Origin of the sequence: Mesorhizobium sp. M7A.F.Ca.MR.245.00.0.0 (genome assembly GCF_003997415.1) — a bacterium.
In the GTDB taxonomy this organism is placed as follows: Bacteria; Pseudomonadota; Alphaproteobacteria; order Rhizobiales; family Rhizobiaceae; genus Mesorhizobium.
In genome coordinates this window covers 18,582-33,262 of the sequence record NZ_RZTE01000031.1, presented here as the reverse complement: position 1 = coordinate 33,262, position 14,681 = coordinate 18,582, and the positions used below count along the sequence as shown (strand labels likewise).

20 protein-coding genes and 1 pseudogene are annotated in these 14,681 nt (G+C 63.7%); 17 read left to right on the top strand and 4 right to left on the bottom strand.

The genetic code is table 11. The features are described from left to right. The 5 genes and pseudogenes from EOB80_RS35525 to EOB80_RS25215 form a co-directional block, all read left to right on the top strand. A pseudogene (locus EOB80_RS35525) lies at positions 1–100 on the top strand (urease accessory protein UreD); the annotation flags it as partial. A gap of 28 nt (positions 101–128) precedes the next feature. Continuing rightward, entirely contained in the window at positions 129–431 is a 303-nt protein-coding gene (locus EOB80_RS25230) for an urease subunit gamma (RefSeq protein ID WP_015314510.1), read from the top strand. A 10-nt stretch (positions 432–441) separates the two neighbouring features. Continuing rightward, complete coding sequence (locus EOB80_RS25225) at positions 442–696, top strand: DUF1272 domain-containing protein (protein ID WP_127330469.1); 255 nt, start codon at positions 442–444, stop codon at positions 694–696. Positions 697–729: 33 nt separating this feature from the next. After that, positions 730–1,317 carry a HupE/UreJ family protein gene (locus tag EOB80_RS25220; protein ID WP_127330467.1) on the top strand — a complete coding sequence of 196 codons (588 nt, stop codon included), beginning with the start codon at positions 730–732 and terminating at the stop codon, positions 1,315–1,317. Positions 1,318–1,325: 8 nt separating this feature from the next. Continuing rightward, positions 1,326–1,631 (top strand): urease subunit beta, encoded by a 306-nt coding sequence (locus EOB80_RS25215; protein ID WP_027040029.1) that lies wholly within the window; start codon positions 1,326–1,328, stop codon positions 1,629–1,631. Positions 1,632–1,651: 20 nt separating this feature from the next. On the opposite strand, the gene EOB80_RS25210 is transcribed toward EOB80_RS25215, so the two are convergent. Together EOB80_RS25210 and EOB80_RS25205 are read right to left on the bottom strand one after the other, a co-directional pair. Further along, positions 1,652–2,140: a hypothetical protein gene (locus tag EOB80_RS25210; RefSeq protein ID WP_127330465.1), complete on the bottom strand. Its 489-nt coding sequence runs from the start codon at positions 2,138–2,140 to the stop codon at positions 1,652–1,654. A 129-nt stretch (positions 2,141–2,269) separates the two neighbouring features. Next, complete coding sequence (locus EOB80_RS25205) at positions 2,270–2,653, bottom strand: hypothetical protein (protein WP_127330463.1); 384 nt, start codon at positions 2,651–2,653, stop codon at positions 2,270–2,272. Positions 2,654–2,832: 179 nt separating this feature from the next. On the opposite strand from EOB80_RS25205, the gene ureC reads away from it, so the two are divergent. From ureC to EOB80_RS25165, 8 genes are all read left to right on the top strand, one after another. Continuing rightward, the gene (gene ureC, locus EOB80_RS25200) at positions 2,833–4,548 is read left to right on the top strand and encodes an urease subunit alpha (protein WP_164754403.1); all 1,716 of its coding nucleotides are present in this window, start codon (positions 2,833–2,835) and stop codon (positions 4,546–4,548) included. A 92-nt stretch (positions 4,549–4,640) separates the two neighbouring features. Then, the gene (locus EOB80_RS25195; protein WP_127318240.1) at positions 4,641–5,234 is read left to right on the top strand and encodes a hypothetical protein; all 594 of its coding nucleotides are present in this window, start codon (positions 4,641–4,643) and stop codon (positions 5,232–5,234) included. 44 nt (positions 5,235–5,278) lie between these two features. After that, positions 5,279–5,884, top strand: a complete 606-nt coding sequence (locus tag EOB80_RS25190) for a glutathione S-transferase family protein (protein ID WP_127318238.1) — start codon at positions 5,279–5,281, stop codon at positions 5,882–5,884. Further along, entirely contained in the window at positions 5,881–6,474 is a 594-nt protein-coding gene (locus EOB80_RS25185) for an urease accessory protein UreE (RefSeq protein WP_127330461.1), read from the top strand. The genes EOB80_RS25190 and EOB80_RS25185 overlap by 4 nt, the downstream gene beginning before the upstream one ends. Beyond that, positions 6,467–7,138 carry an urease accessory protein UreF gene (locus EOB80_RS25180; protein WP_164762713.1) on the top strand — a complete coding sequence of 224 codons (672 nt, stop codon included), beginning with the start codon at positions 6,467–6,469 and terminating at the stop codon, positions 7,136–7,138. The genes EOB80_RS25185 and EOB80_RS25180 overlap by 8 nt, the downstream gene beginning before the upstream one ends. Then, positions 7,135–7,575: a DUF3995 domain-containing protein gene (locus tag EOB80_RS25175; protein WP_127330457.1), complete on the top strand. Its 441-nt coding sequence runs from the start codon at positions 7,135–7,137 to the stop codon at positions 7,573–7,575. Before EOB80_RS25180 ends, EOB80_RS25175 begins: the two co-directional genes overlap by 4 nt. Continuing rightward, positions 7,572–8,216, top strand: coding sequence for an urease accessory protein UreG (gene ureG, locus EOB80_RS25170; protein WP_127330455.1), 645 nt, complete (start codon positions 7,572–7,574; stop codon positions 8,214–8,216). Before EOB80_RS25175 ends, ureG begins: the two co-directional genes overlap by 4 nt. 82 nt (positions 8,217–8,298) lie before the next feature. Beyond that, positions 8,299–9,066, top strand: coding sequence for a class II aldolase and adducin N-terminal domain-containing protein (locus EOB80_RS25165; protein WP_127330453.1), 768 nt, complete (start codon positions 8,299–8,301; stop codon positions 9,064–9,066). Positions 9,067–9,071: 5 nt separating this feature from the next. Here the strand turns inward: EOB80_RS25165 and EOB80_RS25160 are convergent, their stop codons facing one another. Then, the gene (locus EOB80_RS25160; protein WP_127330451.1) at positions 9,072–9,704 is read right to left on the bottom strand and encodes an HAD family phosphatase; all 633 of its coding nucleotides are present in this window, start codon (positions 9,702–9,704) and stop codon (positions 9,072–9,074) included. A 247-nt stretch (positions 9,705–9,951) separates the two neighbouring features. Between EOB80_RS25160 and EOB80_RS25155 the strand changes: the two genes are divergently transcribed. Then, positions 9,952–10,911 carry a sugar-binding transcriptional regulator gene (locus EOB80_RS25155; protein ID WP_127268413.1) on the top strand — a complete coding sequence of 320 codons (960 nt, stop codon included), beginning with the start codon at positions 9,952–9,954 and terminating at the stop codon, positions 10,909–10,911. Positions 10,912–10,948: 37 nt separating this feature from the next. Here EOB80_RS25155 and EOB80_RS25150 read toward each other — a convergent pair whose 3' ends face one another. After that, the gene (locus tag EOB80_RS25150) at positions 10,949–11,134 is read right to left on the bottom strand and encodes a hypothetical protein (protein ID WP_127318258.1); all 186 of its coding nucleotides are present in this window, start codon (positions 11,132–11,134) and stop codon (positions 10,949–10,951) included. Between the two features lie 110 nt (positions 11,135–11,244). On the opposite strand from EOB80_RS25150, the gene gcvA reads away from it, so the two are divergent. From gcvA to EOB80_RS25135, 3 genes are all read left to right on the top strand, one after another. Then, complete coding sequence (gene gcvA, locus EOB80_RS25145; RefSeq protein ID WP_127318224.1) at positions 11,245–12,150, top strand: transcriptional regulator GcvA; 906 nt, start codon at positions 11,245–11,247, stop codon at positions 12,148–12,150. A gap of 225 nt (positions 12,151–12,375) precedes the next feature. Then, positions 12,376–13,686, top strand: a complete 1,311-nt coding sequence (locus EOB80_RS25140) for a sugar ABC transporter substrate-binding protein (RefSeq protein ID WP_127268865.1) — start codon at positions 12,376–12,378, stop codon at positions 13,684–13,686. 122 nt (positions 13,687–13,808) lie between these two features. Then, positions 13,809–14,681: a sugar ABC transporter permease gene (locus EOB80_RS25135; RefSeq protein WP_013528414.1), complete on the top strand. Its 873-nt coding sequence runs from the start codon at positions 13,809–13,811 to the stop codon at positions 14,679–14,681.

Here is a 14,681-nt window from a genome sequence, read left to right as displayed (position 1 = left end):
GCTCTACGCCGGGGACGGCTACCGGCTGCGCCAGCGGCTGGTTCCACTCGTCGGATTGCTCAACGGAAGGGCGGGGTTGCCCAAATTATGGTCACTATAGGCCTGTCTCTACCAATCCAGGGAAACGCATGAACCTGACGCCGAGGGAAAAGGACAAGCTGCTGATCGCCATGGCGGCGATCGTGGCGCGCAAGCGGCTCGAACGCGGCGTCAAGCTCAACCATCCGGAAGCGATCGCGCTGATCACCGACTTCGTCGTCGAAGGCGCCCGCGACGGCCGTCCGGTCGCCGAACTGATGGAAGCCGGCGCTCATGTCGTCAGCCGCGCGCAAGTCATGGAAGGCATCGCCGAGATGATCCATGACGTGCAGGTCGAGGCGACTTTTCCCGACGGCACCAAGCTGGTGACCGTGCACGAACCGATCCGTTGAGGAGGACAGGATGCTGGAGCTGCGTCCCAACTGCGAATGCTGCGACAAGGACCTCCCGCCCGAAGCGACGGATGCGCTGATCTGCACCTTCGAGTGCACCTTTTGCGCCGGATGCGTGGAACAGGTGTTGGGCGGCATCTGCCCCAATTGCGGCGGTGGTTTTTCGGCGCGGCCGATCCGGCCAGCGGCGATGCTGAAGAAATATCCGGCGTCGAGCAGACGCGTTCTCAAGGCCGAGGGCTGCGGCCCCCGCAAGGCGGCGTAAACACCAGACCGATCAAAACGAAAGGCAAATAGAATGATCCCTGCCAAACGCCTCTGCCTGTCGGCGATCCTGCTGCTGGCCGCTGCCATGCCGGCCTATGCCCATGTCGGCATCGGCACGGCCTCCTCCTTCACGGCCGGCTTCATGCACCCGCTTTCCGGGCTCGATCACATGACGGTGATGGTCGCGGTCGGACTGTGGGCGGCGCTCAAGGGCGGCAAGGCGCTTCTTGCCTGGCCGGCGGCCTTTGTCGGCGTCATGCTGGTTGGCGGCGCGCTGGGCATGCTGCACATGCCGCTGCCCTTCGTCGAACCGGGCATACTGGCATCGGTCGTGACGCTCGGGTTGTTGGTGGCGCTGGCGATCGATCTGCCGGTCTCGGCCGGGGTCGCCATCATCGGCCTGTTCGCACTTTTCCACGGCCACGCGCATGGCACCGAGGTGCCGGAGAATGCCGGCGGGCTTGAATACATGGCCGGCTTTGCCATCGCCACGCTGTTGCTGCATGCCGCCGGCATCGCCGCCGGTCTCGGTCTCGGTATCCGGTTCCGTGGCCTGGCCCGCGCTGCCGGTGCCGCCTGCGCGGCGATCGGCATCGGTCTCGCCTTCGGCATCGTGTGAGGGTGACCATGATCCCCGGTGAGATCATCACGGTGGGCGGCGACATCGAGCTCAACAAGGGCCTGCCCACCGTCACCCTGAAAGTCGCCAACAGCGGCGACCGGCCGATCCAGGTCGGCAGCCACTACCATTTCTTCGAGACCAATGAGGGGCTGAAATTCGACCGTGAGCGCGCCAGGGGCATGCGCCTCGACATTGCCGCGGGCACGGCCATGCGTTTCGAGCCGGGGCAGGAGCGCGACGTCACGCTGGTGCCGCTCGGCGGCAAGCGCGAGGTCTACGGATTTCAGCAGAAGGTGATGGGCAAGCTGTGAAATCTTCCGGCGCGCTCAGCTCAGTTCGATGGCTTGGCCGCGGCGTAGATGACGATCTTTCCGGGATCGTCGAATTCGACGGCAAGGACATCCTGCGCCTGCACGCGCCGCGATTCGATGGCGTTGAACAGCAGCGCGTTGGCCTCGATCTCCTTGCGCAGCTCGGTGATGTCGTCCTGATGCTGCTTGACCTTGCTTTCGATCTCCGGCGGCGGACCGCCTTCGCTGCGCGCGGCATCGGTGAGGAACACGATGTCGACCTTGTCGAGCTTGGACGTCTTGCGCACCGTACCGATGTTTTCACGCGTGCGGTCGATCGCCGTGTTGACGCTGCGGGCCTCAGCGGTGGCCTTGGCCTCTTCCTGCTTGACCTGCGAGCCGACGATGCGGTTGACGGTCTCCGTGCTTTCCAGTCCTTGCGCCTTCAATCCGGCAGCAGGACCGGCAGCCGCCAGGAACGCCATGGCGGCGACTGCCTGCATTCCGGTCGAGAAAGAATTGGTCGCCATCGCTCGCTCCTGAGAGAAATCGTTTCGGGGCGCGGGTTAGCGCGAAAAGAACAAAACGAATCCGGCCCGGCGAAGGTTCCTTTCCCGATGCGGCCGGCCGGCCGGATGCCGGCCCGCCGTGCCGTGGCGTCAGCTCGCCTTCTTGGTGATCAGGGTCAGTGCGCCATTGGGTTCCATACTGGCCGCGACCACCTGCGCAGAGGTCATTCCCTTGGCCTCCAGCGCCGACTTCACCTTGGGCGTGGCGTCGATCGAGCTGCGCAGTTTCTTCAAGCCGTCATCGCCGCGCTGGGCGATCACCTGGTTGACCTGCGTCTGGGTCTCCTTTGGCAACTCGGTGATGTCGACGATGTTGACGCTCTGGATCGTCGGCACCGCCGGCTGAGCCTGAGGCGTGGCTGGAGCAGGCGTTGCCGGCGCCGGAGTGGGCTGTGGCGCGGGTTGCTGCTGGGCACTGGCGGCGCCCGCCAGCATCAGGCTGGCAGCGGCGGCAAGAACTATCGTTTTGCGCATGGATTTTCCTTTCCATCGATTGGCAAACGGTCGGTCTGGGGTGACCCCCTAACCTCAACCGCCAAATGGGATCAGAAGGTGTCGCCCAGCAGGTCATTGCGTGACCATAGGATGGCAGCAATGTGCAGCCGCGCTTCAATCCAACCACGTTTCGGCAAACCGCATTTCGGGAGCAATCGCTGATGGCCAGAATTACCCGCGCCGCCTACGCGCAGATGTACGGCCCGACGGTCGGCGACAGAGTGCGCCTTGCCGACACCGAACTGTTCATCGAGGTCGAGAAGGATCTCACCATCCATGGCGAAGAGGTGAAATTCGGCGGCGGCAAGGTGATCCGCGACGGCATGGGCCAGAGCCAGGTTTCCAGGGCGCAAGGCGCCGTCGATACCGTGATCACCAACGCGCTGGTGGTGGACGCCAGCGCCGGCATCTTCAAGGCCGATATCGGCCTCAGGGACGGCCGCATCGCGGCCATCGGCAAGGCCGGCAATCCGGACACGCAGGATGGCGTCACCATCATCATCGGTCCCGGCACCGAGATCATCGCCGGCGAAGGCAAGATCCTGACATCAGGCGGCTTCGACGCGCATATCCACTTCATCTGCCCGCAGCAGATCGAGGAAGCGCTGATGTCGGGCATCACCACCATGCTCGGCGGCGGCACCGGCCCGGCGCACGGCACGCTGGCCACCACCTGTACGCCGGGGCCATGGCACATGGCGCGCATGATCCAGTCCTTCGACGCCTTTCCGATGAACATCGGTCTGTCGGGCAAGGGCAACGCGTCGCTGCCCGCAGCACTCGAGGAAATGGTGTTGGGCGGCGCCTGTTCGCTGAAGCTGCACGAGGACTGGGGCACGACACCGGCGGCCATTGATTGCTGCCTGTCGGTCGCCGACGATTACGACGTGCAGGTGATGATCCACACCGACACGCTGAACGAATCCGGCTTTGTCGAAAACACAGTCGCTGCCATCAAAGGCCGCACCATCCACGCCTTCCACACCGAGGGCGCCGGCGGCGGCCACGCACCCGACATCATCAAGGTCTGCGGCCTGCCCAACGTCATCCCGTCCTCGACCAACCCGACGCGGCCCTATACGGTCAACACGCTGGCCGAGCATCTCGACATGCTGATGGTCTGCCATCATTTGTCGCCGTCGATCCCCGAGGACATCGCCTTTGCCGAAAGCCGCATCCGCAAGGAGACCATCGCGGCCGAAGACATTTTGCACGACATCGGTGCCTTCTCGATCATCTCGTCGGACAGCCAGGCCATGGGCCGCGTCGGCGAAGTCGCGATCCGCACCTGGCAGACCGCCGACAAGATGAAGCGCCAGCGCGGCTCGCTGCCGCAGGAGACCGGCAACAACGACAATTTCCGCGTCCGCCGCTACATCGCCAAATACACGATCAACCCGGCCATCGCGCATGGGCTGTCGAAAGACATCGGCTCGATCGCGGTCGGCAAGCGCGCCGACCTGGTGCTGTGGAACCCGGCCTTCTTCGGCGTCAAGCCGGACATGGTGCTGATCGGCGGCATGATCGCCGCAGCACCGATGGGCGACCCCAACGCCTCGATCCCGACGCCGCAGCCGATGCACTACCGGCCGATGTTCGGCGCCTATGGCAAGGCCAGGACCAACTCGTCGGTGACCTTCGTTTCGAAAGCCGCGCTCGAATCAGGCCTGCACGGCAGGCTCGGTGTCGACAAGCAGTTCGTCGCCGTCGAGAACACCCGCGGCGGCATCGGCAAGCATTCGATGGTGCTCAACGACGCCACGCCGCATGTCGAGGTCGACCCGGAAACCTATGAGGTGCGTGCCGACGGCGAGCTTTTGACCTGCGAGCCGGCGACGGTGCTGCCGATGGCGCAGAGATACTTTCTGTTCTGAAGCGGCGATTCGACGGGGCGAGCATTATCCGTTGCAGCCCTTGGTGGGAGGCAGCAATATGCGGCCGACCAACAGTTGCATTGTGATCGAGCATGGCCACCGAAATCGCTTCCGCCCACGACATTTTCCCGCATATTCGCATCGTCATGGGCATGGTGATCGGGCTTGGCGTCGCCCGCCTGCTGTCGGGGGTGGCGCGCATCGTCCAGCATCCCGGCCAGTACAAGCTCTATCCCGTGCATCTGGCCTGGGTCGTCTCGGTGCTCCTGATGCTGGTGCATTTCTGGTGGTGGGAGTTCGGCCTCTACGCCATCGAGACCTGGACCTTCGGCAAGTACCTGTTCATCATCTTCTACGCCATCACGCTGTTCCTGCTGTGCGCGCTTTTGTTTCCCGATTCGATGCTGGACTACACCAGCTACGAGGATTTCTTCTATTCGCGCCGTGCGTGGTTCTTCGGCCTGCTGGCTGCGACCTACCTGCTCGACGTGATCGACACGCTGCTGAAAGGGCCAGAGCATTTCGCCCGCTTCGGCAGCGAGTATCTGTTCCGCACGCCGGTCTTCGTTGCGCTGTGTATCGTCGCGATCCTGGTGCGCGACCGCCGCTTCCACATCGCCTTCGTCACGGCGGCGCTTATCTACCAGATATCGTTCATCCTGCGGCTCTTCGACACCATCGTCTGAACGAACGCGATGGTCTAGCTTGTTGGGGAAAGGCAGGGTTCGACATGTACAAGGCCGTCGGATCGCGCGGATCCCGGGTCAGCCGCGTTCTCTGGATGCTCGAGGAGCTCGCGCAGCCTTATGAATTCGTCGAGGTTCATCTGCGCTCACCGGAAGCCTATGCGCTCAACCCATCGGGCAAGGTGCCGATCCTCATCGACGGCGAACTGACGGTGACGGATTCGGCGGCGATCTGCGTTTATCTCGCCGACAAGCACGCGGACAAGGGAATGGGCGCCAATCCGGGTATCGCCGGCCGGGCCGAGATGGATTCCTGGATGCATTTTGCCCAGAGCGAGTTGGAAGCGCCGCTGTGGAACAAATTGCGCCATCGCTTCCTGCTGCCTAGGGATGTGCGCGTCGATGTCGGTCCTGCGGCGGCTTACGATTTTGCCTCGGAACTGAAGGCGCTGGAGCGGCGGCTGGGCGACAAACCGTTTGCGCTCGGCGATCGGTTTTCCGCTGTCGATGTGCTGCTCGGCGACATGGGCGGCTGGGCTCGCGCCGGCCGATTCCCGATCGACTCCGAGCGCGTCAACGCCTATTTCGACCGCGTGCTGGCACGGCCCGCCCGTGCACGGGCGCAAGCAAATGGGGGATCCATGAAATGAAGCTCAACCTCAACACCGACTTCACCAAATTCCCGCGCGCCGTCTCCGTACTGTCCGCCGGCAATGCCGGAACCACCCTATCGTTGGGCCGGGCCATTCTCGCCCATGACGAGCGGCATCTGCGCCGCCGCGCCATCGAGCTTGCCGACGGCAGCAAGGTGCTGGTCGATCTGCCCGAACCCGTCGCCTTGAACGATGGCGACCGGCTGGTGCTGGAGGATGGCGGCCATGTCGAGATCATCGCGGCGGCGGAAGAGGTCTATGACATCCGCGCCCGCGACGGCGTGCATCTGGCCGAACTCGCCTGGCACATCGGCAACCGTCATCTCGCAGCAAGCATCGAGGCCGGGCGCATCCTCATCCTGCGCGACCATGTTATCAAGGCGATGCTGGAGGGGCTGGGCGCCACGGTGGCCGACGTTTCCGAACCGTTCAAGCCGGTGCGCGGCGCCTACTCCGGGCATGGCGGGCCAAGCCACGATCACGGCCATGCGCATGCGCACAGCCACGCCGAAGCGCACAGCCATTCTCATGACGAAGCGCATTCCCATTCGCGCAGTCACGCCGGCCATCACCACGACCATGACTGACCAGCCTTCGAATATCGCCCTGCTGCGGCTGATGGCGTGGCTGTCGCCTGCCTTTCCGGTCGGCGGCTTTTCCTACAGCCATGGCCTCGAACGCGCGGCGCATGACGGGCTGGTTGCCGATGCCGAAAGCCTTGCCGACTGGCTGGAAACGCTTGTCGAGATCGGTTCGGGCTGGAACGACGCCGTGCTGTTCGCCGAGAGCTGGCGCCGGGCACGCGGCACCGGTGATCTCGATGAAGTGGCGGCACTCGCCGAGGCGCTCGCCGGCTCGCGCGAACGCCATACCGAAACCATGCTGCAGGGTGCGGCCTTCCTCAAAGCGGCGGCGGCCTGGCCTAATCCGGTGCTGGCGCGCCTGCCGGCCGAATGCGCCTATTGCGTCGCCGTCGGCGCCATTGCCGGCGGCAACGGCATCGCGCTTCAGGACGCGCTGTCAGCCTTCCTGCAAACCTTCTTCTCCAACCTTGTGCAGGCAGCGATCCGGCTTGGCATCGTCGGCCAGAGCGCCGCGACCGCGTTGTTAGCCGGCTTCGAGCCGCTGGCGCTGGCGACCGCAAGCCGCGCTGCGCGCTCGACATTGGACGATCTCGGCGGCTGCGCCTTCGTCTCCGATGTCATGGCGATGAAGCATGAAACCCAGTATTCGCGACTGTTCCGCTCATGATTTTTCTCGCTTTCTCGCTCGCCCTTGCTCTGCTGCTGATCACCGCGCTGCATGTCTATTGGGGTCTTGGCGGCATCTGGCCGGGCCAGGATGCGGCCTCCTGCGCCCGCGCCGTTGTCGGCTTTCGCGGCGTCGATGAAATGCCGACGCCGTTTGCTAGTTTCGCCGTTGCCGCGTGCCTGTGCCTCGCGACACTATGGCCGCTGGCGCTCATGGGCGTCTTTGCCTCGCCCTTTCCCCGGGAAGGCCTCGCCGCCACTTCGCTGCTCATCGGCCTGGTGTTCCTGGGTCGCGGCATAGCCGGCTTCACGCCATGGTGGCGGCGGCTGGCGCCGGAACAACCTTTCGCGCGGCTCGATACCAGCTATTATTCGCCGCTCTGCCTGTTGATCGGGCTCGGCTTTGCCATCCTCGCCATCACGGAGTTTCCCGCATGACACAGACAAATGGTCCGCTGCGCGTCGGCATTGGCGGCCCGGTCGGTTCGGGCAAGACGACGCTGACCGAAAAGCTGTGCAAGGCGCTGCGCGACGAGTTTTCCATCGCCGTCGTCACCAACGACATCTACACCAAGGAAGACGCCATGATGCTGGCGCGGCTGCAGGCACTGCCCGAGGACCGCATCATGGGTGTCGAGACCGGCGGCTGCCCGCACACCGCCATCCGCGAGGATGCGTCGATCAATCTGCAGGCAATCGCCGAAATGAACAGGAAATTCCCGGATCTCGACATCGTCTTCATCGAATCCGGCGGCGACAATCTTGCCGCGACCTTCTCGCCTGACCTCGCCGACCTGACGCTCTATGTCATCTCGGTTTGCCAGGGCGAGGAGATTCCGCGCAAGGGCGGGCCGGCGATCACCCGCTCCGATTTCCTGGTGATCAACAAGAGCGATCTTGCTCCTTACGTAAACGTCAACCTCGATGTCATGGAGAGCGACGCCGGCCGCATGCGCGGAAAACGGCCGTTTGGCTTCACCGACCTATCGCGCGGCAAGGGGCTGCAGGAGGTGATCGATTTCATCATCGAGCATGGCGGCCTGCGGGCCAGCGGTGCCGCTGCCAGCACGGCAGCGTGAGATAGCCATCCCTGCACCAACCAAAACCGGTTGCGGACATGGGCTGGCCACGGCATTCTTGCCGAAACCGGAGGATTTTAGGATGAGCCTTGCCCGTCTGCAAAAGGAAACGCTGACCAACCTGCCCTACTATGAGGAGCGCGTCGATCTTGCCTGCGCCTTCCGCTGGACGGCACGGCTCAATATGCATGAGGCGGTGGCCAATCACTTCTCGCTGGCCGTCAATGATGGCGGGACACAGTTCCTGATGAACCCCAACCAGGTGCATTTCTCGCGCATCAAGGCGAGCGACCTTCTGATGATCGATGCCAACGATCCAGAAACGCTCTCCGGCCCCGATGCGCCCGACCCAACGGCGTGGGGACTGCATGGCGCCATCCATCGCAATGTGCGCCACGCGCGCTGTGTCATGCATGTCCATTCGATCCACGCCACGGTGCTGGCATCGCTCGCTGACTCGACACTGCCGCCGATCGACCAGAATTCGGCGATGTTCTTCAATCGCCATGTCGTGGACTCGCATTATGGCGGGCTGGCCTTCGAGGAGGAGGGCGAGCGCTGCTCGCAGCTTCTCGTCGATCCCAAGGTCAAGGTGATGGTGATGGGCAATCACGGCGTGCTGGTCATCGGCGACACGGTCGCCGATGCCTTCAACCGCATGTTCTATTTCGAACGCGCCGCCGAGACCTACATCAAGGCGCTGTGGACCGGCCGCCCGCTGCGCACGCTTTCCGACGCGATCGCCGAAAAGGCGGCGAGCGAGATGGACGACTATCCCGGCCAGGCCGAACGCCATCTCAGCGAGTTGAAGGCGATCCTCGACGAGCAGGAACCGGCCTACCGGAACTGATTGCCTTACAGGCCTAGTTCTGCCCGGAGCTGATCGGCGCTGTTGATGACGATGGCGCCGGGCGGGCCTTCCATCGGCTTTTCCGGCCAGAAGATCGTTTTCATGCCCGCCGCCAGTCCCGCCATGGCGCCCGGCCAGCTGTCGTCGATCGCCACGGCGTGCGTAGGGTCGACATCGGCCAGATAGGCGGCGCGCAGGAACGGCTCGGCATGCGGCTTGCCTTCGCGCACATCGTTGCGGCTGATCGTCTTCATGCCGGGGTAGATCAGGCCGACCATGCTCAGATTGGCGTCGACGATCATCCGGTCCGAATTCGAGACCACGGCCTGCTGGATGCCTCTTGCACGCAGCTCGTTGAAGATCTCGATCGCGCCCGGGCGCGGCTTCAAGCTCTCCACCAGCGGCAGATAATGCTCGTATTTGCGCACGATCCAGTCGTCGAAAGGCAGGTCCAGGCCGAACTCGTCGCGCATCATCTCGTAGACCGGCCAGGCGGCAACGCCGAGCACGCGCTCATGCAGATCGTCCGGCGGGACAAGGCCGACATTGCGCATCGCCGCCATCAGGGCTGCTTCGTGCAACGGTTCGCTGTCGACCAGCGTGCCGTCCATGTCCCAGAAAACCGCTTTCGGCATCATGCGAGGCTCCTTTTTGCCATCCCTTAAAGGGTTTGAGCCGGGAGATAAACCTTCGGAGCGCAAGAACCTGCCGCCTGCCGGGACCGCGGCCAAGTCTCTTTGGCGACACAGGCAGAAAAACTGGGCCGTGCCTACGCCGATCGACAGCAAGCAATTGCTCCCGAGATTGACAATTGCGCAGCAGGCCGTTCCCTGCGAAAGTGGGCATGGGCCGCTCTCATGACCGGCGGTCTCGGGAGGCAGGACTTTGAATAGCCGGCAGGATGGTGGCAGCAACAGGCTGGACGATGCGGCGCGCGCCGGCTGGCTTTATTATGTTGCCGGCAACACACAGGACCAGATCGCTTCGACGCTCGGCATTTCGCGGCAAACGGCGCAGCGGCTGGTATCGCTGGCGGTGTCGGAGGGCTTGATCAAGGTTCGCGTCGACCATCCTATCGCCAACTGCCTCGATCTGGCGGCACGGCTGAGATCGCGCTTTGCGCTCGATCTGGTCGAGGTGGTGCCGAGCGACCCCAATTCGTCCTCGACCACGATCGGCATCGCCGAGGCGGCTGCCGCCGAGATCGAGCGGCGGCTGCGGTCACCGACCCCGATCGTCATGGCGATCGGCACCGGGCGCACGCTGAAGGCGGCGATCGAGCAGTTGCCGCCGATGGAATGCCCGCAGCACAAGGTGGTGTCGTTGACCGGCAACATCTCGCCGGACGGCTCGGCAGCCTTCTACAACGTCATCTTCACCATGGCCGACAGGGTCAAGGCGCGCTCCTTCCCGATGCCGCTGCCGGTCATCGCCTCGTCGCCGGAGGAGCGCGAGATGCTGCTCAACCAGCCGATGATCCAACCGACGCTTGCGCTTGCCGCCGAGGCCGACGTCACCTTCATCGGCATCGGCGACCTCGGCCCCAAGGCGCCGCTCTACGAAGACGGCTTCATTTCGGAGAGCGAATTGAAGGCGCTGCAGAAGGCCGGCGGCATCGCCGAGATCGTCGGCTGGGTGTTCGATAGGGAGGGCCGCATGATCGAGGGCATCACCAACGACCGGGTGTCGTCGGCGTCGCTTCCGTCACGCGAGAAATCGCTGGTCATCGCACTGGCCATGGGCGAACGAAAGCTGCCAGGCATCCTGGCGGCCGCGAACCGGCGGCTGATCAACGGCCTCATCACCGATGAACGGACCGCCGCCGCCCTGCTGGCCAACATCTGACCGGAGCCACACCTGATTTGCGATAAAACCAACCGCGCTAGCTGTGCCGCCCGAAAGGGTCATTGCCATCGAGAAAACCGAGATCGCGCTGCAGATGCGGCGACAGGTCCCTGATGTCGAGATGTGCTCGTTTTTTGGCCGCGAACCAGCCGAATCCATCCGTCAGCCACGAAAACCAGCGGTGATCCGGTGCGGGAGTGCATTTTTGCTGCGCCATGGTCATGATCGTCAACCTTCGCTATCCTGAACCCGAATGACGGGTTGACTGGGAATGTCGGTCTTGACGGCAGTCTTTGCCAATCGAACGTCGATAAGGACCCATAAGGAGGCTTTATGCCGGACCTGAGCTCTCGGCAGGTTGCACAGCTTCCGCCGCTGCAGGCGATCCGGGTGTTCGAAGCGGTGGCGCGGCATCTTTCCTTCACCAAGGCCGCCAGCGAACTTGCCATGACGCAAGCGGCGGTCAGCTATCAGATCAAGGTGCTGGAGGAACGGGTCGGCGCGCCGCTGTTCCTGCGACGACCGCGCCAGATCGCACTCACCGAGGCTGGACAGCGCCTCGCGCCGGCGGTCAGCGAGGCCTTTGCCATTCTCGGCCAGGCCTATGCCGCGGCGCGTGGCGGGGCCGACGGCTTGCTGTGCGTCACGACGGTGCTGACATTCGCCTCGAACTGGCTCGCGCACCGGCTGGGGTCGTTCCAGATCGCCCATCCAGCGCTGGCGGTGCGGCTCGAAACGTCGAGCCGCCTGACCGACTTTGCCCGCGAGGATACCGATATCGCCATCCGCTCGGGCGGCGGCAAATGGCCGGGCCTGGAGGCGCACAAGCTGCTCGATGCCGACTTCACGCCGATGCTGAGCCCGAAACTCGCGGCGACCATCGGCGGCGTCAGGGAACCGGCGGACCTGTTGCGGCTGCCGATCCTCGATCCCGGCGACATCTGGTGGACGCAATGGTTCGAGGCTGCCGGCGTGCATTCGCACGATCTTGCCAAGCGGCCCGGCAGCAGCATGGGCGCGCAGGCCTATGAGGCCAATGCGGCGATCGCCGGTCATGGCGTCGCGGTCCTGACCAGGGCGCTGTTCAAGGCGGAACTTGCCGACGGGCGCCTGATCCAGCCTTTCGATCTGGTTGGCGACGACGGCCATGCCTATTGGCTGGTCTACCCCGAAGCGCGCCGCAACGTGCCGAAGATCCGTGCCTTCCGCGACTGGCTGCTGGCCGAGATCGCCTGCTGACCGGCAAGCTTTCGGGCTGCACCTGGTTCTCGCAGATCTATCCGCTGTTGCCGCACTGTATCCGGCCGGGACGCTCCTCGTCCTGGCAATTTCCGCTCGCCCCGGCCTGCGGTGTCGCCCGGGTGCTGCGCTGCAGCATCGAATCCGACTTGACATAATTCACGCCAAGTGAGTAATTGCCCAAAGCCAAGGCAAATGCTCATCTTGGTTCAAGGGAGGAATTTGATGAAACTTCGCACGCTCACCCTGGGCTTGTTGTCGGCCAGCACGCTTGCGTTCGCCGCACATGCCGAATCCATCACCATCGCCACCGTCAACAATGGCGATATGGTCCGCATGCAAAAGCTGACCGAGGACTTCACCAAGGCGAACCCCGACATCCAGCTCAACTGGGTCACGCTCGAAGAAAACGTGCTGCGCGAGCGCGTCACCACCGACATCGCCACCAAGGGCGGCCAGTACGACGTGATGACCATCGGTACCTACGAGGTTCCGATCTGGGCCAAGCAGAGCTGGCTGCTGCCGCTCGACAAGCTCGGCGACGACTACGATGCCAAGGACATCATCCCCGCCATCGCAGGCGGCCTTTCGGTCGACGGCAAGCTCTATGCCGCGCCCTTCTACGGCGAAAGCTCCTTCGTCATGTACCGCAAGGACCTGATGGAGAAGGCCGGGCTGAAGATGCCCGACGCGCCGACCTGGGACTTCATCAGGCAGGCCGCCGACAAGATGACCGACCGCGCCAATGGCGTGAACGGTGTCTGCCTGCGCGGCAAGGCCGGCTGGGGCGAGAACATGGCCTTCCTGACCGCCATGTCGAACTCCTTCGGCGCCCGCTGGTTCGACGAGAACTGGAAGCCGCAGTTCGATCAGCCGGAATGGAAGAACACGCTGCAGTTCTATGTCGACCTGATGAAGGCCGACGGTCCCGAGGGCGCGTCCTCCAACGGCTTCAACGAAAACCTGGCGCTGTTCCAGCAGGGCAAATGCGGCATGTGGATCGACGCCACCGTCGCTGCGTCCTTCGTCTCCGATCCCAAGGCATCGCAGGTCGCCGACAAGGTTGGATATGCGCTGGCACCCGACAATGGCCTGGGCAAGCGCGGCAATTGGCTGTGGGCATGGTCGCTGGCGATCCCCGCCGGCACGCAGAAGGCCGATGCCGCCCAGAAGTTCGTCTCCTGGGCGACCAGCAAGCACTATGCCGAACTGGTCGCTTCGAAGGAAGGCTGGGCCAACGTTCCTCCGGGCACGCGCTCCTCGCTCTATGCCAACGCCGAGTACCAGAAGGCGGCTCCGTTCGCCAAGATGACGCTGGACTCCATCAACGCCGCCGATCCGACGCATCCGACCGTCAAGCCGGTGCCCTATGTCGGCGTCCAGTTCGTCGCCATCCCTGAGTTCCAGGGTCTTGGCACCACGGTCGGCCAGCTCTTCTCGGCGGCTCTTGCCGGCCAGTCGAGCGTCGACGATGCGCTGAAGCAGGCCCAGGACGCTGCCACCGCGGCAATGACCGAAGGCGGATACATCAAGTAAGGCTCCTCCCGGTGCCGACTGCCGGTCGCCTCCTGACCGGCAACGGCCGCCCGAATTCCCAGTTCGGGCGGCCGCCTTTAACGCCTTTTGAAAATTAGTCTGACCAGTGAAGGGTGACCGTCATGGCTACTCAGCAGACCCGTTCGCTTGCCCGCTTCATGATGGCGCCATCCGTGGTGCTGCTGTTCGTCTGGATGATTGTGCCGCTGGTCATCACCATCTGGTTCTCCTTCCAGCAGTACAATCCGCTCAATCCGATCCGCGACGGCTTTGTCGGCTTCTCGAATTACGCGCTGTTCTATTCCAACCCGGCCTTCCTGCAGTCGATCCTCAACACGCTCACATTGGTGGTCAGCGTGCTCCTGATCACGGTGATCGGCGGTATCCTTCTGGCGCTGCTGATCGATCAGCCGATGTGGGGCCAGGGCATCGTGCGCATCCTGGTCATTTCGCCGTTCTTCGTCATGCCGCCGGTGGCCGCATTGGTGTGGAAGAACATGATCATGCACCCGCAATATGGGGTGTTCGCCGACATAGCGCGCTTCTTCGGGGCCCAGCCGATCGACTGGTTCGGGCAGCATCCGATGCTGGCGATCATCATCATCGTCGCCTGGCAATGGCTGCCTTTCGCCACGCTCATTCTCTTGACCGCGCTGCAGTCGCTCGACGGCGAGCAGAAGGAAGCCGCCGAGATGGACGGCGCCGGCTTCATCAGCCGCTTCATCTATCTGACGCTGCCGCACATGTCGCGCGCCATCACGGTCGTCATCCTGATCCAGACGATCTTCCTTCTCTCCGTCTATGCCGAGATCCTCGTCACCACCAATGGCGGCCCGGGATACGCCTCCACCAACCTGCCCTTCCTCGTCTACCAGAAGGCGTTGCTGGAGTTCAAAATCGGCCAGGCATCCGCCGGCGGTGTGATCGCCGTCATTCTCGCCAACATCGTTGCCTTCTTCGCCATGCGCGCCGTCGGCAAGAACCTGGACAAGTAA